Raw genomic sequence first — 21,711 nt, 5'->3', positions numbered from 1 at the left:
CGCCGCGCCGTGGGTGGGAGTCCTCCTGTGCCAGTCATCAACACGCCCCAGGAATTCAACGTCGACGACCTCTACGTCGACCTCCAGTGGCTGTCCGGCCACCCGATCTACCTCAAGTGCGAGGGATTCAACTTCGCCGGTTCGATCAAACTCAAGGCGGCCGCCGAAATGCTCGCCACCGCCGAGCGGGCCGGGCGGCTGCGCCCCGGCGCCCGGCTGGTCGAGAGCTCCTCGGGGAACATGGGCATCGCCATCAGCCTGATCGCCGCCGCCCGCGGCTACCGCTTCACCTGCGTCACCGACTCCCGCTGCACCGCGGCGGCCCGCCGGCTGATGCGGGCCCTCGGCACCGAGGTGCACGTGGTCACCGAACCGGACCCGGTGGAGGGCCTGCTGGGCGCCCGGCTGGCCGAGGTGCGCCGGCTCCGGGACGGCCCCGAGGGCCACATCTGGCTCAACCAGTACGCCAACGAGGGCAACTGGCTGGCCCACTTCCAGACCACCGGACCGGAGATGCTCAAGAGCTTCCCGGGCCTGGACGTGGTCTTCCTCGGCGCCGGCACCACCGGGACGCTGATGGGCTGCGCCCGCTACCTGCGCCAGGCCAAGCCCTCGGTCAAGGTGGTGGCGATCGACAGCGTCGGGTCGGTGACCTTCGGCACCCCGGCGTCGCCCCGGTCGATCCCCGGCCTGGGCGCCGGCGTCCGGCCGCAGATCCTCGACGAGGACTTCGTCGACGAGGTCGTGCACATCGCCGAACCGGAGACCGTGCGCACCTGCCGCCGGCTCTCCGCCCGGGGATTCGTGTTCGGCGGATCCACCGGGACCGTGGTGGCCGGCGCGGTGGCCTGGCTGGAGGCCAACGACCCCGACCGGACCGCCACCGCGGTCGCCGTCTCCCCGGACCTGGGCGACCGCTACCTGGACACCATCTACAGCGATGAGTGGGCCACCGAGACCTACGGGATCGACCTCGCCGCGAGCCCGGCGACCAGGAGGAGCGCATCATGACCGTACCCACGGCGGCGGGGCTGGCCCTCTCGGCCGGCCAGGCCGACATCTGGTTCGACGAGAAGCTCAGCGGAGGCGGCAGCGCCTACAACACGGCCGGCTACCTGGACATCCGCGGCCCGCTGGACCCCGAGCTGTTCCGGCGCGCCGCCCGGCGGCTGGTCGAGGAGGCCGAGTGCACCCGGGTCCGGGTGCGGGAACTGGACGGCGCGCCCCGGCAGGTCGTCGAGCCGCTCGCCGACCTGCCGTACCGGCTCCTCGAACCGGGCGACGAGCAGGCGGCGCTGGCCTGGATGCGGGCCGACCTGGACACCGCCTTCGACCCGGAGGAGGGCCCTCTGTTCCGGCTGGCGCTGCTGCGCCTGGGCGCCGACCGGGCCCTGTTCTACATGTGCATCCACCACCTGCTCTGCGACGGCTACAGCCAGGTCGTCTTCTGGCGGCGGCTGTCGGAGATCTACCGGGCGCTGCTGACCGGGCAGGACCCGGCCGCCGGCACGCTCCCGCCGCTGAGCGTCCTGCTGGACGGCGAACGGGCCTACCAGGAATCCGCGCAGGTCACCCGCGACCAGGAGTACTGGCAGCGCCGCTTCCCCGACACCCCCGAACCGGTCAGCCTGGCCGTCCGGGACGCCGAGCCCGGGCCCGGCTTCGTGCGCGGCCGCTTCGAACTGGACGGGCCGACCGCGGACCGGCTGCGCGAGGTCGCCCGGGACGCCTCGGTGACCTGGCCGACCGTGGTGATGGCCGCCGTCGGCGCCTACACCTGGCGGCTGACCGGCGTGCGCGACGTACTGCTCACCGTCCCGGTCACCGCCCGGGTGGGCGCGGCGATGCGGGCCGTCCCCGGCATGGTGGCCAACACCCTGCCGCTGGCGCTGCGCTACGACCCCGGCGCCACCCGCGGCGAACTGCTCCGGCAGACCTCGCGCGAGTTCACCCGCGGCATCAAGCACCAGCGGCTGCGGGTCAGCCGGATCCGCCGCGCACTGGGCCTGCGCAGCGACGACAAGCGCCCCTTCGGGCCGCTGGTCAACATCCTGCCGCAGCAGACCCTGCTCCCGCTCGGTCCGTGCGAGATGACCGTCAACAACCTCTCCACCGGCCTGATCGACGACTTCGAGATCACCCTGGTGGAGGCCGCCGCCGGGCAGGGCATGACCGTCCACCTCAGCGGCAACGACCGCCGCTACGACCAGGCGGAGATGGACGCGCACGCCGCCCGGCTGCGCCGCCTGGTCGAACGCTTCGTGGACCTGGGGCCCGACACCCCGCTCGGCCGGCTGGACCTGCTCGCCGACGAGCACCGGGCCGCCCTGCTGCGCGCGGGCGCCGGGGCCGCGGCGGCGACCTCCACCGAAGGCCTGGTGGAACGGGTGCGGAAGGTGGCCGAACGCACGCCGGACGCGATCGCCGTGACCGACCCGACCGGCAGCCTCACCTACGCCCAGCTGGTCGCCGGCGCGGGCGCCGTCTCCCGGCAGCTGCCGGTGCCCGGCCTGGTGGCCGTCCTGGCCGCGCCCGGGCGCGAGTTCGTCACCGCGGTGCTCGGCGTGATCGGCTCCGGCGGGGCGTACGTCCCGCTCGACGTCCGGGCGCCGAAGGCCCGGCTGGCCGCGCTGATCCGGGACAGCGGCGCGGCCTGGGTGCTGGCGGACGCCGCGCACCACGCGCGCGCCGTCGAACTGGCCGAACTCGCGGGCGGCGCCGCCGAACCGCTGCTGCTGGACGCCACCCCGGACCCGCTCCGGGAGCTGCCCGCGCCGGTCGGCTCCGGCGACCACCTGGCGTACGTCATCTACACCTCCGGGTCCACCGGCGCGCCCAAGGGCGCCATGGTGCACCGCGCCGGCATGGTCAACCACCTGCTGGGCAAGATCGAGGACCTCGGCCTCACCGCGGCCGACGCCGTGGTGCAGAACGCCCCCGTCACCTTCGACATCTCGGTCTGGCAGATGCTCGCCCCGCTGCTGGCCGGCGGCCGGGTGCGGATCGTCGACCGGGACACCGCGGCCGACCCGTACCTGCTCTTCCCGCTGACCACCGCCGAGTCGATCAGCGTGCTCGAAGTGGTGCCCTCGCTGCTGCGGGCGGCCCTGGACGCCTGGCAGTCCGCCGGGCAGCCGCCCCGGCTCCCGCGGCTGCGGCTGCTGATGGTGACCGGCGAGGTGCTGCCGGCCGACCTGGCCGCCCGCTGGACCGCCGCCTTCCCCACCGTCCCGCTGGTCAACGCCTACGGGCCGACCGAGTGCTCGGACGACGTGACGCACGCGGTGATCACCCCCGGCACCGAGCTGACCGGGACGGGCGCGCCGATCGGCCGCCCGCTGCGCAACACCCTGCTCTACCTGCTGGACGACGAACTGCACCCCGTCCCGGACGGCGTGGCCGGCGACCTCTACGCCGCCGGGGCCGGCGTCGGCCGCGGCTACCTCGGCGACCCGGGCCGCACCGCCACCGCCTTCCTCGCCGACCCGTTCGGCCCGCCCGGCACCCGGATGTACCGCACCGGCGACCGCGCGGTGCGCCGCCCCGACGGCCAGCTGGAGTTCCTGGAACGCCGCGACCACCAGGTGAAGATCCGCGGCCACCGGATCGAGCTCGGCGAGATCGAGGCCGCCCTGCGCGGCCAGCCCGGGCTGGCGCAGGCCGCCGTCGTGGCCGTCCCCGACCCGCAGGGCCGCCGGCAGCTCGTCGGCTACCTGGTCTCCGACGGGCCCGTCGCCCCCGACCTCGCCGAGGTCCGCCGCCGACTGGCCGGCGTCCTGCCCGACTACATGCTCCCGGCGCACCTGAGGGTCCTGCCCGAGCTGCCCTTGACCGCACACGGAAAGGTGGACCGCATGGCGCTGCCCGCACCGGACTTCGCCGCACCCGCAGGCAACCGGCCGACCCGCACCCGCACCGAGGAGATCCTCTGCGGGGTGCTGGCCGAGGTCCTCGGCCTGGCCGAGGTCGGCGTGGACGACAGCTTCTTCTCGCTGGGTGGCGACAGCATCAGCTCCATCCAGGTCGTCAGCCGGGCCCGCCGGGCCGGCCTCGCCGTCACCGCGCGCGACGTCTTCGACTACCGCACCCCCCGGGCCATGGCGGCCGTCGCCGAGCCGGTGGGCGTCGACCCGACCGCCGCCCAGGGCGTCGACGAGGGCCCGGGCGAGCTCGAACTGCTCCCGATCGCCCACCAGTTGCGGGAAAGCCTGGAGAGCCTGGACAGCCCCGCGCGGGAGTACAGCCAGCACGTGGTCCTCGACCTGCCGGCCGGCATCGGCGAGCCCCAGCTGGTCACCGCCCTGCAGGCGGTCCTCGACCGGCACCAGGCGCTGCGCCAGAAGCTGGCCGTACCGGTCGAGGGGCTGTGGACCCTGGAGGTGCTGGCGCCCGGCGCCGTCCGGGCCGAACGGCTGCTGGAGACCGCCGCGGCCACCGCGGCCCCGCTCGCCGGACAGCTCGCCGAACACACCGCCGTCGCCCGCGCCCTGCTCGCCCCCGAGGACGGCGTGATGCTGCGCGCGGTGCTGCTCACCGGCGCCGCCGGGGCGCCGGACCGGCTGATCCTGGTCGGCCACCACCTCGCCGTGGACGGCGTCTCCTGGCGCATCCTGCTGCCCGACCTGCGCGAGGCCTGGACGGACGCGGCGGCCGGTCGCACCCCGGAACCCGACCCGGTGCCGACCTCCCTGCGGCACTGGGGCCGGGCCCTGTCCGAGGAGGCCAGGAGCGCCTACCGGGTCCGCGAACTCCCCTTCTGGCGCCGCCAGCTGGAAGGCGAGGACGCCCCGCTGGGCGCGCGCCCGCTGGACCCGGCCCGGGACGTCCGTGCCACCGCCGGCCACCTGCGGGCCGAACTGCCCACCGAGCTGACCCGGCAGCTGCTGACCGCCGCGCCGGCCGCCTTCCACGCCGAGACCAACGACCTGCTGCTGACCGCCCTCACCCTGGCCGCGGCCGACTGGCGCCACCGCCGCGGCGTGCCGCAGCCCGACCTGCTGGTGGAGATCGAGGGCCACGGCCGCGAACAGCTCGGCGCCGAACTCGACCTCTCCCGCACCGTCGGCTGGCTCACCAGCGTCTACCCGGCCCGGCTGGACGCCGGCGAGACCGACTGGGCCGACCTGTGGTCCGGTGGCCGCTCGGTCGGCTCCGCGCTCAAGCGGATCAAGCAGCAGCTGCGCGAACTGCCCGGCCACGGACTGGGCTTCGGGCTGCTGCGGCACCTCAACCCGCAGACCCAGGGCGTGCTGTCCCGGCTCGCCACCCCGCAGTTCGGCTTCAACTACCTGGGCCGGTTCACCGGCACGGCGGGCCTGTCGGCGGCCGGCGGCGAGGCCGTCGGCCTGGGCGCCGCACCCCGGACGCCGCTGCGCCACGTGGTCGAACTGTCCGCGGTGGCCGAGGACCGCGCCGACGGACCGGTCCTGGTGGTCCAGTGGGACTGGGCCGGGGAACTGCTCACCACCGACGAGGTCGAGGACCTCGCCGCCACCTGGCAGCGGGCCCTGGAAGCCCTGGTCGCCCACGCCGGCACCGCCGGCGCCGGCGGCCGCACCCCCGCGGACTTCCCGCTGGTCGCCCTGACCCAGGCCGAGGTGGAGTCCTTCGAACGGACCGCCGGCCCGCTGGCCGACGTGCTGCCGCTGACCGCGCTGCAGCAGGGCCTCTTCTTCCAGGCCGAGTTCGACCGGGAGGGCGTCGACCCGTACACCCTGCAGATCGCCGTGGACGTGGCCGGCGAGCTCGACCCGGCCCTGCTGCGCGCCTCCGCCGAGGCACTGCTGCGCCGCCACGACAACCTGCGGGCCGCCTTCCTCACCCGCGACGACGGCGAACCGGTGCAGGTCGTGCCGGAGCGCGTACGGCTGGGCTGGTCCGAGCAGGACCTCACCGGCCTCACGGGCGCGGCCCAGCAGCAGCGGCTCACCGAACTCACCGACGAGGAACTCTCCCGGCGGTTCGACCTGGCCAGCCCCCCGCTGGTCCGCTTCACCGTGCTGCGCCTGGGCGCCGGACGCCACCGGCTGCTGTGGAGCGTGCACCACGCCCTGGTGGACGGCTGGTCGATGGCGATCTTCGCCCAGGAGCTCTTCACCCTCTACGCCAACGGCGCCGACCCGTCGGTCCTGGCCCCGGTCGCCCCGTACCGCGACTACGCGGCCTGGCTGGAGACCACCGACGACGAGGCCGACCGCGCCGCCTGGAAGACCGTGCTGGACGGCGTCGGCGAGGGCACGGTGCTGTTCCCCGGCGCCGGCGCGGCCGAACCGGCCCTGCCGCAGGAGCTGTTCGCCGAGGTCGACGAGGAGCTCACCGCCCGGCTCACCGCCTGGGCCGGCGGCCACGGACTGACCCTCAACACCGTCGTCCAGGGCGCCTGGGCCGTCCTGCTCGGCGAGCTCACCGGCCGGCGCGACGTGCTCTTCGGCAGCGTCGGCTCCGGCCGCCCGGCCGAGCTGGCCGGGGTGGAGACGATCGTCGGCTCCTTCCTCAACACCCTGCCGGTCCGGGTCCGCCTCGACCGGGGAGGCTCGGTGGCCGCGCTGCTGAGCGAGCTCCAGGAGCAGCAGTTCACGCTCGCCGACCACCAGCGGATCGGCCTCGCCGAACTGCGGCAACTGGTCGGCGCGGGCGAGCTGTTCGACACCGTACTGAGCTTCAACAACTACCCGATGGCCGACGTCACCAGCCTGGCCGGCCTCGTCCCCGGGCTGGACTTCCTGGCCGGCGAGGCCAGGGTGGTCGCCTCCTACCCGTTCGCGCTCTCGGTCTACCCCGGCAGCACGCTGCGCCTGCACGTCCAGTACAGCCCGTCCGCGGTCGGGCGGGAGACCGCTTCGGACCTCACCGGACGGTTCGTGCGGCTGCTGTCCGACCTGGTCTCCCGGCCGGGCGTCAGGACGGCCGAACTCTCGGCGCTGACCGAGGAGGAGCGGTCGACGATCCTGCGCGGCTGGGGCGGCACCGTCACCGCCGACCCGGGCACCGTGGTCACCGAGCTCTTCGAGGCCAGGGCCGCGCACCGCCCCCAGGCGCCCGCCGTGCTGTTCCGCGGCACCGAACTCGGCTACGGCGAACTCAACGCCCGGGCCAACCGGCTCGCCCGGCTGCTGATCGACCGCGGGGTCGGCCCCGAGCAGACCGTCGCCCTCGCCCTGCCGCGCGGCCCGGAAGCGGTCGTCGCCACCCTCGCGGTGCTCAAGGCCGGGGCCGGCTTCCTGCCTATCGACGCCGACTACCCGGCGGACCGGATCGCCTACATGCTCGCCGACGCGGCCCCGGCCGTCCTGGTGACCAGCGCCGAGGCGGCCGCCGTGCTCCCGGTGCAGGGGGTGCCGCTGCTGCTGCCCGCGGAGCCGGAGACCGTCGCCGAACTGGCGCTGCTCCCCGACACCGACGTGACCGACCGGGAGCGCACCGCGCCGCTGCGGCCCGGGCACCTGGCGTACACCATCTACACCTCCGGATCGACCGGTCGCCCCAAGGGCGTCATGGTGGACCACCGCGGCTTCGCCGCGATGATCGCCTCACTGGTGCGCCGCTTCGGCCTCGACGAGTCCGTCCGGGTCCTCCAGTTCGCCTCGCTCAGCTTCGACGCCTCGGTCTGGGAGCTGGGGCTGGCACTGCTCAACGGCGGCGTCCTGGTCATCGCCGACGAGGAGAGCCGCGGCTCCGGGCAGCCGCTGGCCGAGCTGCTCGCCTCCGCCCGGGTCACCCTGGCCGGGCTGCCCCCCGCGGTGGCGGCCGCGCTGCCCGAGGACGCCGAACTGCCGGCCGGCCTGACCGTCGCGGTGGCGGGCGAGGCCTGCCCGCCCGAGGTGGTCGCCCGACTGGCCGGCCGGGTACGGCTGTTCAACGGCTACGGGCCCACCGAGGCCGTGGTCGCCGCCACGGTCGCCGGACCGCTGCGGGCCGGTGACGGCCGGCCGCCGATCGGCGGCCCGACCGCCGCGCACCGGGTGTACGTGCTGGACGGCGCGCTGCGCCCGGTCGGCGCCGGCGTGACGGGGGAGCTGTACCTCGGCGGCGGACTGGCCCGGGGCTACCTCAACCAGCCCGGCCTGACCGCCCAGCGCTTCGTCGCCGACCCGCACGGCCCGGCCGGCGAGCGGATGTACCGCACCGGCGACCTGGTGCGCTGGCTGCCGGACGGACAGCTCGACTTCCTCGGGCGCGCCGACGACCAGGTCCAGCTGCGCGGCTTCCGGGTCGAGCTCGGCGAGATCGAGGCGGTGCTGGCCGGACACCCGGCGGTCTCCGGCGCCCTGGTGACACTGCGTCAGGAGAGCGCGGGAGGCGGCCAGTTGGTCGCCTACGTGGTCGGTGAGGAGTCCGGCCGGGCGCTGGAGGGCGAGCTGCGGCGGTACGTCGCCGAGGTCATGCCCGAGCACATGGTGCCCGCCGCCGTCGTCCGGCTGGAGCGCTGGCCGCTCACCCCGCAGGGCAAGGTGGACCGCAAGGCGCTCCCGGCACCGGACTTCGCCGGACAGGCGACCGGCCGGGCCCCGCGCACCCTCGCCGAGGAGATCCTCTGCGGCATCTTCGCGGACGTCCTGGAACTGCCCCGGGTGGGCATCGACGACGACTTCTTCGCCCTCGGCGGGCACTCGCTGCTGGCCACCCGGGTGGTCGGCCGGGCCCGCCGCCTGCTGGGCGTCGAACTGCCCATCCGCGCCCTGTTCGAGGCCCGTACGGTGGCCGCGCTGGCCGCCCGGGTGGCCGGCGCGGACGAGGCCAGGCCGGAGGTTCGGGCCCGGGCGGCCGCAGCGGCCGGCGGGATCGTCCCGCTCTCCTACGCCCAGCGCCGGCTCTGGTTCGTCCACCGGATGGAGGAGGGCGGCCCGAGCGCCTACAACGTGCCGCTGGCGCTGCGGATCGGCGGCGGGCTCGACCCGGACGCCCTGCAGTCCGCGCTGCGCGACGTGGTGGCCCGCCACCAGGTGCTGCGCTCGGTCTTCCCGCACCAGGACGACGTGCCCTACCAGCGGGTCCTGGACGCCCCCGCGGGTGACCCGGTGCTGGTCGTCACCCAGATCCCGGAGGCCGAGCTGGCCGCCGCGCTCACCGCCGAGGCCCGGGCCGGCTTCGACCTGATGGTCGAACCCGCCCTGCGGACCAGGCTGTTCGGCCTCGGCGGCGACGAGTACGTGCTGCTGCTGGTGTTCCACCACATCGCCTTCGACGGCTGGTCCATCGCCCCGCTGGTCCGCGACCTCGGGGTGGCCTACGCCGCCCGGGCGGCCGGGCGCGGGCCCGACTGGACCCCGCTGCCCGTGCAGTACTCCGACTTCTCGCTCTGGCAGCGCGACGTGCTCGGCGCCGAGGGCGACCCGGACAGCGTGCTGTCCCGCCAACTCGAGTACTGGCGGGCCGAACTGGCCGGACTGCCCGAGGAGCTGGAGCTGCCCGCCGACTTCCCCCGGCCCGCGGTGAGCAGCCACCGGGGCGACGGCGTCGACTTCGACGTCGAACCCGAGCTCCACGCCCGCCTCACCGAGATCGCCCGGGAGTCCGGCGCGACCGTCTTCATGGTCCTCCAGGCGGCGTTCGCGGCCCTGCTGACCCGGCTCGGCGCCGGCACCGACATCCCGCTCGGCAGCCCCATCGCCGGCCGGACCGACGACGCGCTCACCGACCTGGTCGGCACCTTCATCAACACCCTGGTGCTGCGCACCGACACCTCCGGCGACCCGGCCTTCCGCACCCTGCTGGACCGGGTCCGGGAGACCGACCTGGCCGGCTACGCCCACCAGGACCTGCCCTTCGAGCAGATCGTCGAGGCGGTCAACCCGACCCGCTCGCTCGGCCGGCACCCGCTCTTCCAGGTGATGCTGGTCCTGCAGAACAACGCGGACGCGCCCGCCGCGCTGCCCGGACTGCGGGTCACGCCGGAGCCGGTGGAGACCGGCACCACCAAGTTCGACCTGCGCCTGCAGTTCGACGAGGTCCACGTCGACGGCCGCCCGGCCGCGCTGCGCGGACTGCTGGAGTACGCGACCGACCTCTACACCGAGGCCACCGTCCGGGCGCTGACCGAACGGCTGCTGCGGGTGCTGCGCGCGGTCGCGGCGGACCCGGAGGTCCGGCTCTCCCGGATCCCCGTGCCGTCGATGCCGGCGCCGGCACCGGTGTCGTCGGTGCCGTCGGTGCCGTCGGTGCCGTCCGTGCCGTCCGCGGAGCCCCGGCCGGTGGAGGGCGCACCGGCGCTGCCCGCACCGAGCGGCCCGCTGGCCCCGCGGACCCGCACCGAGGAGGTGCTGAGCGGGATCGTCACCAAGGTGCTCGGGCTGGCGGCGATCGGCGTCGACCAGGTCTTCTTCGAGCACGGGATGGACAGCATCCGGTCGATGCAGGTGGTCAGCCAGGCCAGGAAGGCCGGGCTGCAGCTCAGCATCGCCGACGTCTTCGCGCACCAGACCACCGAGCTGCTGGCGGCCGAGCTGGACCGCCGCGCGGAGCCCGTCCGGCAGGCCCCGCCCCGGGGATCGGTGATCGACGAGGTCTTCCACCAGCTGGACGCCCAGGAGAACGCCGACCCGTTCGCGACGGTGCTCGCCCTGCGGCCCGGCGGCGACCGGCCCCCGCTGTTCTGCCTGCACAGCGGCGTCGGCTTCGCGCTGCCGTACCTGGGGCTGGCCCGGCACATCGGCGCCGAGTACCCGATCTACGGGATCCAGGCCCCCAGCATCACCGAACTCGCCCCGCTGGCGGCCGATCTGCGCTCGATGGCGGCCGAGTACGTGAAGATCGTCCGGCGGGTGCGGCCGGAGGGCCCGTACCACCTGCTCGGCTGGTCCTTCGGCGGCTCGCTGGCCTACGAGATCGCCGTCCAGCTCCAGGAGGCCGGCGCCGAGGTGGGCCTGCTGGCCAACCTCGACTCCTACCCGCGTACCGCGGCGCAGGAGGAGGGCGACGACCAGTCGCTGCTGGGCTGGGTGGTCGAACTCGTCGGCCAGGACAAGTCCGCCTTCGCCGGCCGCGAGCTGACCCCGGACGACGTGGTGGAGGTGCTCCGCAGCAGTGACAGCCCGATGGCGCGCCTCGGCACCGAGCGGATCTTCGCGATGCTGAGCTCGATGCGCAACAACGGCTCGCTGCTGAACGGCTTCGACCCGCGCCCGTTCAAGGGCCGGATGCAGCTCTTCGTGGCCTCGGCGAACCTCTCGCCGGAGCAGGTCGAGCAGCAGGCCGGGCGCTGGCGCCCGCACGTCGAGGGCGGCGTGGACGTGCACCAGGTCCCGTGCAGCCACGACTACATGATGCACCCGGACCCGCTGGCCCTGATCGGCGGAGCCGTGGCGGCCGAACTGCAGCGGGCGCACCTGACCGCGGCGCTGCGGGCCGGCGGCGCGTCGTGAGGCGGCTCGCGGTGGAGGTGTCGGCGGTGGCCGCGCGGAGGCTGCGGCACCTGCGGCGGGCCCCGGGCCGGTTCCTGGGCATCACGCTCAACCCGCTGCTGTCGATGCTGGTGCTCGGGATCCTGTTCCAGAAGTCCGCCACCGTGCCCGGCGGCGGGAGCTACCAGGAGTACGTGTTCGCCGGCGCGGTCGTCCAGGCCGGGCTGGCCGGGGTCGGCCCCACCGCGATCGCGGTCGCCTCCGACGTGCGCGGCGGCATGGCGGACCGCTTCCGGTCGATGCCGATCGCCCGCTCGGCGGTGCTGCTGGGGCACACCGCGGCCGACTTCCTGGTCGGCCTCGGCGGCCTCGCGCTGCTGACCGTCTTCGGGGTGCTGCTCGGCTGGCGCCCGCACGGCGGCGTCGGCGAGACGCTCGGCGCCTTCGCGCTGGCGGCCGCCTTCGGCTACGCGATGCTCTGGGTCGGGGTGGTGCTGGGCCTGGTCTCCCGCAGTCTGGAGACGATCAGCTCGATCACCCCGCTGGTGGCCACCGTGCTGCCGTTCCTGTCCACCGCCTTCGTGGCGCCGCAGAACCTGCCCGGCTGGCTGCGACCGGTCGCCGAGTGGAACCCGGTCAGCGTGGTCGCCCAGACCTGCCGCACGCTCTGGCACAGCGGCGGGGGAGCGACGGACTTCCCGTCCGCCCATCCCGTCCCGGTGCTCGCGCTGACCCTCGGACTGACCCTGCTGCTCAGCGCCTCCTTCGGGCTGCGGCGCTACCGCACGGCGGTCTGAGCCCCGCCCGACACGAAACCCCCGACCGAACCCACCCGTGGAGCGTGCGACATGAGCAATCCCTTCGACGACCAGGACGGTTCCTTCCTGGTCCTGCGCAACAGCGAGGAGCAGCACAGCCTCTGGCCCGCCTTCGCGGCCGTCCCGGAGGGCTGGACGGTCGCCCTGGAGAGCACCGACCGGGCGGCGGCACTGACCTGGGTCGAGAGCCACTGGACCGACCTGCGCCCGCGCAGCCTGCGCGAGCCCGCCGCGGGCCCGGGCTGCTGACCGGCCGGGACGAGCAGGGGGAACACCGATGGAATTCGCGATCGAGGCGGTGGGGCTGCGCAAGCTCCACCGCACCACCCGGGCGCTGGACGGCCTGGACCTGACCGTGCGCACCGGCAGCGTGCTGGGCCTGCTCGGGCCCAACGGGGCCGGCAAGACCACCACCGTGCGCGTCCTCTCCACCCTGCTCGCCCCGGACTCCGGCACCGCCCTGGTGGCCGGGCACGACGTCGCCCGGGAGCCGCAGCAGGTCCGCCGCAGGATCGCCCTGGCGGGCCAGTACGCCGCCGTGGACGAACTGCTGACCGGACGTCAGAACCTCGTGCTGATCGGCGTCCTGCTGCACCTGGGCCGCCGGGAGGCGCGCCGCAGGGCCGAGGAGCTGCTCGCCGAGTACCGGCTGACCGAGGCCGCCGACCGCCCGGTCGGCACCTACTCGGGCGGCATGCGGCGCCGGCTTGATCTGGCGAGCTGCCTGGTGCGCCGGCCCGAGGTGCTCTTCCTGGACGAGCCCACCACCGGGCTCGACCCGGCGAGCCGCAACCTGCTCTGGGCGGCCGTACGCGGTCTGGTCGAGCAGGGCGTCACCGTGCTGCTGACCACCCAGTACCTGGAGGAGGCCGACCAGCTGGCCGACCAGATCGTGGTGGTCGCCGGCGGCAAGGTGATCGCCGACGGCGCGCCCGAGCAGCTGAAGGGCAAGGTCGGGCAGGTGCGGCTGGAGATCACCGTGCCGGACCCGGCCGACCTGCCCACCGCGCTCGGCGCGCTGTCGCCGCTGTCGACCGGCGAACCGGCGCTGGACCGCACCCGGGGCCTGATCGCCCTCCCGGTGGACGGCGGCATGGCCGTGGTCGCCGCGGCGGCCGCCCTGCTGCGGGACGCGGGTGTGACCGTCGCCGACTTCGGCCTGCGCCAGCCGACCCTGGACGACGTCTTCCTCCAGCTCACCGGCGCCCAGGCCGACCGGACCGCCGCCGCCCAGGCCGGCCCGCCCACCGAGGGGCCGGCCGACGCGCCGGCCGGCCCGGCCGCGGGGGGCGCCGGCTAGTCCCGCCCGCCCGCCCGATCCAGGGCCTGTTCCAGCGGTCCCGCCGGGCCCGCCTGGAGCAGGCCCTTCCGCTGTCCGTCGTCATTCGTGTTCCAGAGATCCGTAACGGGGTGTCCCATGCAGAGAATCCACTTCACCGTCGCAGACCTCGCCAGAACCCGGGTGCGGAGCACCCTCGGCCCGCTGGCCGAGGGCGTGCTCGCGCTCGGAGCGCTCGACCGGCGGGGGTCGGCCGAGTTCGCGGGCTGGCGCACCCGGACCAGCCGGCTGCTCCGCGAGCAGCCGCAGTTCGTGCTGCGGCGCAAGCTCCGCGACCCGGACGACCTGGTCGCCCTGCTGGAACGGGACCCCGACGGGGGCCCCGAACCGCGGATGCCGGCCGGCTCCGGCCTGAGCACCGCGGAGGGGACGGCGCTGGCGCTGAGCACCTGGCGGATCGGCACCGCGCCCTACTGGGAGCGCATCCAGGCCCGGCTGGACGACGAGTGCGACGCCTGCGGGCGGATCGTGATGGCCGGCGGCGTCCAGATGCTGCTGGCCACGCTGCACCCGCGGATCCTCTGGCGCCCGCCGGTGCTGGAGCTGCTGGACGGCCCCGAGGGGGACGTCCACCTGGACGGCCGGGGGCTGCTGCTGGTGCCGTCGGTCTTCCTGGCGGGCCGGGTCGGCCGGCTGATCACGGCGACCCGGGACAGCGGGGTGCCGGCGCTGGTCTACGCGCTCAGCGTGGGCTCGGGCGACGCCGCCGCGCTGTGGACCGACCCGGACGACGACAGCGGCGAGGCGCTCGGCGCCCTGGTCGGCCCGACCCGCGCGGCCGCGCTGCGGGCGCTGACCGCGAGCTGCACCACCGGCGAGCTGGCCGCCCGGCTCGGCATCTCCTCGGCGGGCGCCAGCCAGCACGCCACGGTGCTGCGGCAGTCGGGGCTGATCACCACCCGGCGGGTGAACAACAGCGTGCTGCACTCGGTCACCCCGCTGGGCCGCGCGCTGCTCGGCCGCCGGCTGCGCCAGCCGGTCGCGGCCGGTGCGGTCGCGGCCGGTGCGGTGCCGGCCGGCGCGGTCCGGCCGCGCGTCGCGGCCCGCTGAGCACCGGTGTCCGGTCCGGTGCCGAACAGGCCGGTGGCCCCGAACCCCCCTCCGTCGGGCGGAGGGGGGTTCGGGGCCACCGGTGGGCGGTCGGGTCAGGCCGCGTCCGCGAGGTCGGTCCAGCCGCGGAACTGCCGTGCGCCGTACAGCAGCGGGGGCAGCGGGCGGTGCGGGGTGATCCGCCGGACCAGGCCGAAGACGACCACGTGGTCGCCGAGCCGCTGGGTCAGCGAGACCTCGCAGTCGGCGATCGAGTGCGCGTCCGCGACCAGGTGCGGCCCGCCGGCGCCCGGCAGGTCCTCCCAGTCGACCAGGTCGAACCGGTGCGGATTGCCGGAGGCGAACAGTTCGGCGGTCGGACGGGCGCCGGTGTGCAGCAGGTTGACGGCGAAGGCGCCGGTGCCCAGCACCGCGTCCAGGGTGGGGCTGCCGCTGCGCAGGCAGACCAGCAGGGTGGGCGGCTCCAGCGCCACGCTGCACACCGAGGAGCAGGTCATCCCGCGCGGGCGGCCGCCGTACTCGAAGGCGCTCACCACGCTGACCCCGGTGGGGAAGGTGCTCATCATGTCGCGCAGTTCGGCGCCGGTGGCGGCGGGCTGGGTCTGGATCGCGGGTTCGCTCACCGCGGGCTCCTTTCCGGGTCGAGGGGGCGGGCCGGCGGCCCGGCCCGCGGCGGCGATCGACAGGATCGCCGCCGGGGCCGTGGCCGTGCGGGCCGGGGTGGGCGCCGTGGTCGGCGCCCGTGACGTCGGGTTCATCGCCGGGCGTCAGCCGTTCAGTGCAGTCGGGCGAAGTAGTCGTAGGCGCGGGGCAGGACCGAGATCAGGTGGTCGGTCTTGTCCCGGATCTGCCGGAACTCCTCCAGGGCCGGGCCGCTGTCGGTCAGGCCGAGCGCCGGCGAGGACTGCACCTGGATCCCGCCGGTGCCGAGCAGCACGCAGTGGTACGAGTACGGCGGGAGGCCGTGGTAGTACGGGAAGATCGTCTCGCTGGTGGGGAGCTGGGCCTTCCACTGCTCCAGGCGCTCGGCCATGCCGGGCGGCAGCGGGCGGGTCTTGGCGTCCCGCCAGTACTGGTTGTCCGACCGCTTGGCGCCGATGTAGTGCAGGACCAGGAACTCGCGCACGCCGTCCATCACATGGGCGATGGCGTCGTTGTAGATCTCCCGCTGCTTCGGGTTCCAGGCCGCCGACGGGAAGTTCTTGGCGAGCTGCTCGATCGCGTGGTGGATGAAGAAGATTCCGGTGGACTCCAGCGGCTCGACGAATCCGCTGGAAAGGCCGACGGCGACGCAGTTGTTCACCCAGGAATTGCGGGTCCGGCCGATCCGCATGCGAATGTGATTGGCCTCGACGTCGGCCGCGGCGGGGCCGACGAATTTCCGCAGGGTGCTTTCCGCCTCCTCCGGGGAGAGGTAGTCCTTCGCGTAGACGTACCCGGTGCCGACCCGGCCCATCAGCGGGATGGTCCAGATCCAGCCGGCGTCCTGGGCGGTGGCCGTGGTGCACGGGCGGATGCCGCGCTTGTCCATGTCCATCGGGACCTGCAGGGCCACCGCGCTGTCGTTGGGCAGGGTGTCCGAGTAGGAGATGAACGGCTCCTCGAGCGCCTTGTTGATCAGCAGGCCGCGGAACCCGGTGCAGTCGATGAAGAGGTCGCCGCCGAGGTCGCCGTGCTCGTCGGTGCGGACCGAGGTGATCCAGCCGCGCTCGTCCTGGACGACCTCCTGGACGGTGTCGACGACGTGCCGCACGCCGCGCGAGGTGGCGTACTCGGTCAGGTACTTGGCCAGCAGCGCCGCCTCGAAGTGGTAGGCGTAGGGGAACTGGACCTTGCCCTGGTGCTCGGACATGGTCAGCCCGTGCGCCTCCTTGGAGCCCTCGACGAACTCCTGCTCGAAGAGCGAGCCGTCGAGGTGGCGCGGGCTGCGCTCGGCGTCGATCAGCGAGGCCATCACGAAGCAGTCCTTGTCGAACCGGTCCGAGGGCTGCTCCTTGAGCCACCAGTCGGTCAGCGAGTGCCCGTTGACCGTCGGCATGTGCTCGAAGGGGTGGTAGAAGTGGTGCCCGGGCTCGCGCCAGTTCTCGAACCGCACCGCGAGCTTGTAGGTGGCGTTGCACGCGGGCATCCAGTCGGCCTCCTTGAGGCCGAGGAACTCGAAGAAGTGCCGGATGTCGCTGAAGGTGGCCTCGCCCACCCCGATCGTGCCGACCTGCCCGGATTCCACCAGGGTGATGTTGATGTTTTCCCCGAAGGCGGCCTTGAGGTACGAAGCCGTCATCCAGCCGGCCGTTCCCCCGCCAACGATCACAACATTGTCCAGCATTCGATGCTCCCGACTCTGTCTGGCTGCCGAATGACTCCCGGTGAGGGCGCCATGGGAAATGAGTCTAGGTATCGCCGGATATCCGGAGGATGCCGTTAAGTGATGGGTGAAAAGCCCTGGTGAGGAGTGGAGCGGGGGCCGCGGAAAGCAGTCCGGACCCGCGCCGGGGTGGGCGCGGGTCCGGAGTGTGCGGGCGGTGCGGCGGGCGGGCCGCCGGGGTGTCAGGTGGCCGCGATGACCTCGGCCGGCCGGGTGCGCAGGGTCATCCGGGTGGGCAGCAGGGTCGCCGCGAAGGTGAGCACGCCGACCGAGCCGATCACCGCGAGGTAGATCCAGAGCGAGCCCTGGGGCCACGGTGAGCCGTTCAGTGCCAGGCTGAACGGCACGAGGGTGGCCACGCCCACGAGGGTGCCCAGGAAGGCGCCGGAGACGGCGACCAGCAGGGCCTCGACGGCCATCATGCGCAGGATCTGCGCCGTGGTGGAGCCCACCAGCCGTTGCAGGGCGAACTCCCGCCGCCGCTCGGAGGCGGAGATGATCAGGGTGTTCACCAGGGAGATCACGGCGTAGCCGACGATGGTGCCGGCCAGCAGGTAGTTGATCCAGGCGCTGGTGCCGCTGTCGCCCGACTGGGCCTTGGCGGTGCTCAGTTCGGTCGCCCGCAGGCTCCCGGGCACGCCGCCGACGCCGCCCAGCGAGGCCCGGAGGGTGTCCGTGGAGGTGCCCGGGTCGGTGCTGACCAGGATCTGCGGGACCAGTCCGGTGTCGGAGTGCTCCAGCATCAGGGCCGCGGGCAGGAAGGCGGTGTCGAAGCCGGGCTTGGCCTCGAAGGAGCCGACCACCCGCAGCGGTACCGAGGCGCCGTCGCCGAGTTGCAGGGTCACGGTGCCGCCGACCTCCTGGCCCTTCTTGGCGGTCCAGGAGGTGGGCAGGACGACGCTGTCGCCGGTCAGCCGGTCGAAGGAGCCGGCGGTCGGCCGGACGGTGAGCACCTTGTCGGCCGCGTCGGCGGCCACGCCGGTGACCGGCAGTCGGTCGACGTTGCCGTGGTCGTCCGCGGTGGCCGGGGTGACCCGGAAGGCCTCGCTGGTGAGGTACGGCGAGGCGGCCCGCACCCCGGGCAGCCCGGCGATCTGCGCGACGGTCTGCGGCGCCATCCCGCCGGTGGCCGAGCTGACCACCGCGTCGGCGCCCAGCAGATCGGTGGAGACCTGGTGGGCGACCAGGGCCTGCGAGGTCTGCAGGTAGATCAGGGCGGTGGCGAGCCCGGTGGCCAGCATCACCGGGGTGACGGCTCCGGCCACCCGGATCCGGCGGGCCTTGGCGTTGCGCACGGCCAGGTAGCCGGAGAGTCCGCCGAGGCCGCGCAGCACCGGGTGCAGCACGGCCGTCAGCACCCGGGTCAGCCCGGGCCCGATCAGGGCCAGGCCGCCGGCCCAGAGCATCGCGGACGGGCCGGCGGTGCTGGCCGCGATGGTCCCGTGCATCACGGTCGAGGTGACGACGGCCAGCGCCGTGCCGCCCGCGAAGCAGAGCAGGGCGAGCAGCAGGCGGGGCGTGCTGAGCCAGCGGCGCTGCAGCGCGGCCTCGGCGAGCGCCTCGGCGGGCCGGGCCCTGGCGGCGCCGCGGGCCGCGATGAAGGCGGCGCCGACCGCGGAGAGCAGCGACACCGCGCCCGCGACCAGCATCGGGATCCAGCCCTCGTGGTACTCCACCTGGGGGGCGATCACGCCGCCGTCCTGCAGCCGCCCCAGCATCCACTCGCCGGCGAACCAACCGGGGAGCAGCGCGATCAGGGACGCCGCCAGGGCGATCACCAGGGTCTCGCCGACCACCATCCGGCGCACCTGCTGGGGGGTGGTGCCGATCGCGCGCAGCAGGGCCATCTCGCGCTGGCGCTGCTGGGCGAGCAGCGCCAGCGTGCTGCCCACCACGAACACCGCGACGAGCACGGCGATGCCGCCGAAGACCGCGGACATCGAGATCAGCCGGGTGGGCGCGGCCAGCGCGTCCGGGAACTCCGCGGTGCCGCGGTCGTCGCCGCTCAGCACCACGGCCGCCTTGCCGGCCACGGCGGCCTTGAGGGCCTTGCGCAGGGCGCCGTCGTCGGCCGTCGACGGGACGACCGCGATCGAGTCCACCCGGCCGTCGTGGCCGAGCAGTTCGGCCGCCTGCCGGTCGGAGAAGTAGAACGCCGAGGCGTCGACGCCGGCGCCGCCGGTGGCCACGCCGCTGACCCGGTACTCCTGTTGCCGGCCGGCCACGGCGAGCTGGACCTTGTCCCCGGTCCGTACGCCCAGGCGCTTGGCCAGGGCGGTGTCCAGGAGCACCTCGTCGGACGCGTTCGGGGCCCCGCCCTCGCCCGGGGTGTAGCCGGCCAGCTGGCCGGCGGACCAGCCGTGGCCCTGGAGGTCGGTGCCGGCGGCCGGGCGGGCACCGTTCAGCGGGACGACCGGGAAGCTGACGTCGGGCACGGCCCGCAGGACGCCGGGGAGGTGCTGGACGGTGGTGACCAGGTCGTCGGTGAGCCGGACCCGGGAGGGCAGCACCTTGTTGCCGGTGTGCTGGTCGCCGGTGACCACCAGTGGCGCGGCGGCCAGCCGTTGCGGCGGCACGGCGCCCCGGATGCCGGTCTCCATCAGGCCGCCGCAGGCCAGCAGGATGGTCGCGCCGAAGAAGAGCGAGATGAAGGAGGCGAGGAAGCTGCCCTTGCGGAAGGCCAGCGACTGCATGGCGATGCGGAACATCAGCGTGTCACCTGTCCCGCTCGGGCGCCCAGCTGGGTCATCTGCTCGGCGATCTGCTCGGGGCCGGCGCCGCGCAGCTCGTGCGAGATCCGGCCGTCGACGAGGAAGAGCACCCGGTCCGCGTAGGAGGCGGCCACCGGGTCGTGGGTGACCATGATCGCGGTCTGGCCGCCCTCGTGCACGGCGGACCGCAGCAGGTGCAGGATCTCCCGCGCGGTTCTGGTGTCCAGCGCGCCGGTCGGCTCGTCGCCGAAGACGACGGCCGGCTGGGTGACCAACGCCCGTGCCACCGCGACGCGTTGCTGCTGGCCGCCGGAGAGTTCGGCGGGCCGGCGGTCGGCCAGGTCGCCGAGGCCGACCTGGTTCAGCGCCTCAGCGATCCGGGCCCGGTCGGGCTTGCGCCCGGCCAGCCGGATCGGCAGCGCGACGTTGTCGCTGACCGTCAGGGCGGGCAGCAGGTTGAAGGCCTGGAAGATGAACCCGATCCGCTCGCGGCGCAGTTCGGTCAGGGCGCGCTCGTCGAGCGCGCCGAGGTCCTGGCCGTCGAGGGTGACGGAGCCGGAGGTGGGCCGGTCCAGGCCCGCCGCGCACTGCAGCATGGTGCTCTTGCCGGAGCCGGAGGGGCCCATGACGGCGGTGAAGGTGCGGCGGCTGAAGCCGATCGAGACCTGGTCGAGGGCGACGACCTTGTTGCGTTCGTTCCCGTAGGTCCGGCTGACCGAGCTGAGACGGACGACGTCGTCCGGGCTGTGCGAATCGGTGCTGTCCACAAGGTCCCCCTGGTGTCGGATCATCGGATCGGCCGCTCGCTCAAGTCGCTGACCGCGGGGCCGTTTTCGCTGAGCATGTGCTTGGCCTCGGCGAGCGGATCCGCTCCCGGACCGAGCAAGGAACGTGCGACGTGCGCGTGGAGCAGGGCCGCCCCGGTCACCAGGTAGGCGCAGTACGGGGCCAGGCCCGCGGCGATGACGGCGGAGACGACGGAGGTGACGAGGCTGTCGGACCACATGAACAGCACGCCGCCGCCCGGGACGGCCCAGTACCAGGCCGGGGAGGTGATGCTGCCGAGCACGCTGAACCAGACGATCAGCACGGCGGCGTCGAGGATCAGCAGCGGGGGGAAGAGCGCGACCAGGTAGGCGCAGGCGCGCCAGGTGCTCGGATCGCGCCAGCGGGTCCTGAGGGCGGACATCACGCCGGGGGCCGGAACGGGCCGGTAGCGCGCCGGGACCGGGCCCACCAGCGGGCGGGCGCGCAGCCGTTCCAGATGGGCGAAGCCGCGGACCAGCCCGGCCGCCCCGACGAGCAGGGGCAGGCCGATCAGGGTGACGTTGAGGACCGTGGAGACGGCCAGGGCCGCGACGGTCAGGGCGAACATCACCGGCGCCAGCGGCAGGTAGCCGAGGAGGTAGGCGGTGGCGACCCAGGGCCTGCGGGAGAACAGCATCCGCAGCGGTCGCCGGTCGACGGGGAAGGGTAACCGGTCGGTCAGGCTCACTCGACGCTCCGCAGCAGTTCCTCGACGGCGCCCAGGCGCGCGGAGAGTTCGGCCAGCCGGTCGTTCAGCACTTCCTGCTCGACGACGGCCTGTTCGGCCAGCCGCCGGTAGCCGGCCATGGCCACGGCGTCGGCCCGGTGCCGCTGCAGGGTGAAGTACGCGACGGTACTCGCGGTGATACCGCCGATGACCGTCAGGGTGATCAGGAGGGCGATGATGCCACCGCTCATGGCGAGATCCTCTTTGTTTCGTCGTCGGCTACCGCTTGTTCGTGGACCCGGTCCTCGCGCAGGGCGGCGAGGACGGTCTCCGGGGTCAGATGCACGTCGAACGGTGCCAGACGGAATATCTTCATTGCCTTGCCGTCGGCGGACAGTTCCAGCCGCCCGATGATCAGACCGGCCTTCTCGAGCCGCTCCAGATGCATGTACAGCAGCGGTCTCGACAGTCCGAGCCGACGCGCCAGTTCGCTGACGTGCACGTCGCCCTGGGACAGCTCTTCGATGACTCGCAATCGCTGCGCGTGCCCCAGTGCGGCTAGCAGAGCCAGCAGCTCCTCGCTGGTCAGGACGCACGCTCCCTTCGCGGCCACCA

13 protein-coding genes are annotated in these 21,711 nt (G+C 74.2%); 6 read left to right on the top strand and 7 right to left on the bottom strand.

Annotated elements, in window-relative coordinates; genetic code table 11:
* The first annotated feature begins 27 nt into the window (after positions 1 to 27).
* The 6 genes from sbnA (at position 28) to ACYP53_RS39130 (ending at position 14,546) form a co-directional block, all read left to right on the top strand.
* Entirely contained in the window at positions 28 to 1,011 is a 984-nt protein-coding gene (sbnA, locus tag ACYP53_RS39155; RefSeq protein ID WP_459650896.1) for a 2,3-diaminopropionate biosynthesis protein SbnA, read from the top strand.
* Positions 1,008 to 11,360 (top strand): amino acid adenylation domain-containing protein, encoded by a 10,353-nt coding sequence (locus ACYP53_RS39150; protein WP_459650895.1) that lies wholly within the window; start codon positions 1,008 to 1,010, stop codon positions 11,358 to 11,360. Before sbnA ends, ACYP53_RS39150 begins: the two co-directional genes overlap by 4 nt.
* Before the next feature lie 26 nt (positions 11,361 to 11,386).
* Positions 11,387 to 12,136: an ABC transporter permease gene (locus ACYP53_RS39145; protein ID WP_229929111.1), complete on the top strand. Its 750-nt coding sequence runs from the start codon at positions 11,387 to 11,389 to the stop codon at positions 12,134 to 12,136.
* 51 nt (positions 12,137 to 12,187) lie between these two features.
* The gene (locus ACYP53_RS39140) at positions 12,188 to 12,406 is read left to right on the top strand and encodes an MbtH family protein (RefSeq protein ID WP_189923916.1); all 219 of its coding nucleotides are present in this window, start codon (positions 12,188 to 12,190) and stop codon (positions 12,404 to 12,406) included.
* Between the two features lie 28 nt (positions 12,407 to 12,434).
* The gene (locus tag ACYP53_RS39135; protein ID WP_459650894.1) at positions 12,435 to 13,457 is read left to right on the top strand and encodes an ATP-binding cassette domain-containing protein; all 1,023 of its coding nucleotides are present in this window, start codon (positions 12,435 to 12,437) and stop codon (positions 13,455 to 13,457) included.
* 117 nt (positions 13,458 to 13,574) lie between these two features.
* A complete protein-coding gene (locus tag ACYP53_RS39130; protein ID WP_459650893.1) occupies positions 13,575 to 14,546 on the top strand; it encodes an ArsR/SmtB family transcription factor in 972 nt (323 codons plus the stop codon).
* 95 nt (positions 14,547 to 14,641) lie between these two features.
* Here the strand turns inward: ACYP53_RS39130 and ACYP53_RS39125 are convergent, their stop codons facing one another.
* The 7 genes from ACYP53_RS39125 to ACYP53_RS39095 form a co-directional block, all read right to left on the bottom strand.
* Positions 14,642 to 15,169, bottom strand: coding sequence for a flavin reductase family protein (locus ACYP53_RS39125; RefSeq protein ID WP_459650892.1), 528 nt, complete (start codon positions 15,167 to 15,169; stop codon positions 14,642 to 14,644).
* Positions 15,170 to 15,321: 152 nt separating this feature from the next.
* On the bottom strand, positions 15,322 to 16,872 hold the full coding sequence (locus ACYP53_RS39120) for a tryptophan halogenase family protein (RefSeq protein WP_459650891.1): 1,551 nt from the start codon (positions 16,870 to 16,872) through the stop codon (positions 15,322 to 15,324).
* A gap of 221 nt (positions 16,873 to 17,093) precedes the next feature.
* Complete coding sequence (locus tag ACYP53_RS39115; RefSeq protein WP_459650890.1) at positions 17,094 to 19,619, bottom strand: FtsX-like permease family protein; 2,526 nt, start codon at positions 19,617 to 19,619, stop codon at positions 17,094 to 17,096.
* Positions 19,619 to 20,413 carry an ABC transporter ATP-binding protein gene (locus ACYP53_RS39110; RefSeq protein ID WP_189923933.1) on the bottom strand — a complete coding sequence of 265 codons (795 nt, stop codon included), beginning with the start codon at positions 20,411 to 20,413 and terminating at the stop codon, positions 19,619 to 19,621. Before ACYP53_RS39110 ends, ACYP53_RS39115 begins: the two co-directional genes overlap by 1 nt.
* On the bottom strand, positions 20,410 to 21,117 hold the full coding sequence (locus ACYP53_RS39105; protein ID WP_189923935.1) for a sensor domain-containing protein: 708 nt from the start codon (positions 21,115 to 21,117) through the stop codon (positions 20,410 to 20,412). Before ACYP53_RS39105 ends, ACYP53_RS39110 begins: the two co-directional genes overlap by 4 nt.
* Positions 21,114 to 21,347 carry a hypothetical protein gene (locus tag ACYP53_RS39100; protein WP_189923938.1) on the bottom strand — a complete coding sequence of 78 codons (234 nt, stop codon included), beginning with the start codon at positions 21,345 to 21,347 and terminating at the stop codon, positions 21,114 to 21,116. The genes ACYP53_RS39105 and ACYP53_RS39100 overlap by 4 nt, the downstream gene beginning before the upstream one ends.
* Complete coding sequence (locus ACYP53_RS39095; protein WP_229929115.1) at positions 21,344 to 21,709, bottom strand: ArsR/SmtB family transcription factor; 366 nt, start codon at positions 21,707 to 21,709, stop codon at positions 21,344 to 21,346. The genes ACYP53_RS39100 and ACYP53_RS39095 overlap by 4 nt, the downstream gene beginning before the upstream one ends.
* Positions 21,710 to 21,711 lie beyond the last annotated feature (2 nt).

The sequence above is a fragment of the Kitasatospora sp. Ki12 genome (assembly GCF_054601375.1).
The sequence above is the reverse complement of the archived record's forward strand: the minus strand, read 5'-3'. Positions and strand labels throughout refer to the sequence as shown.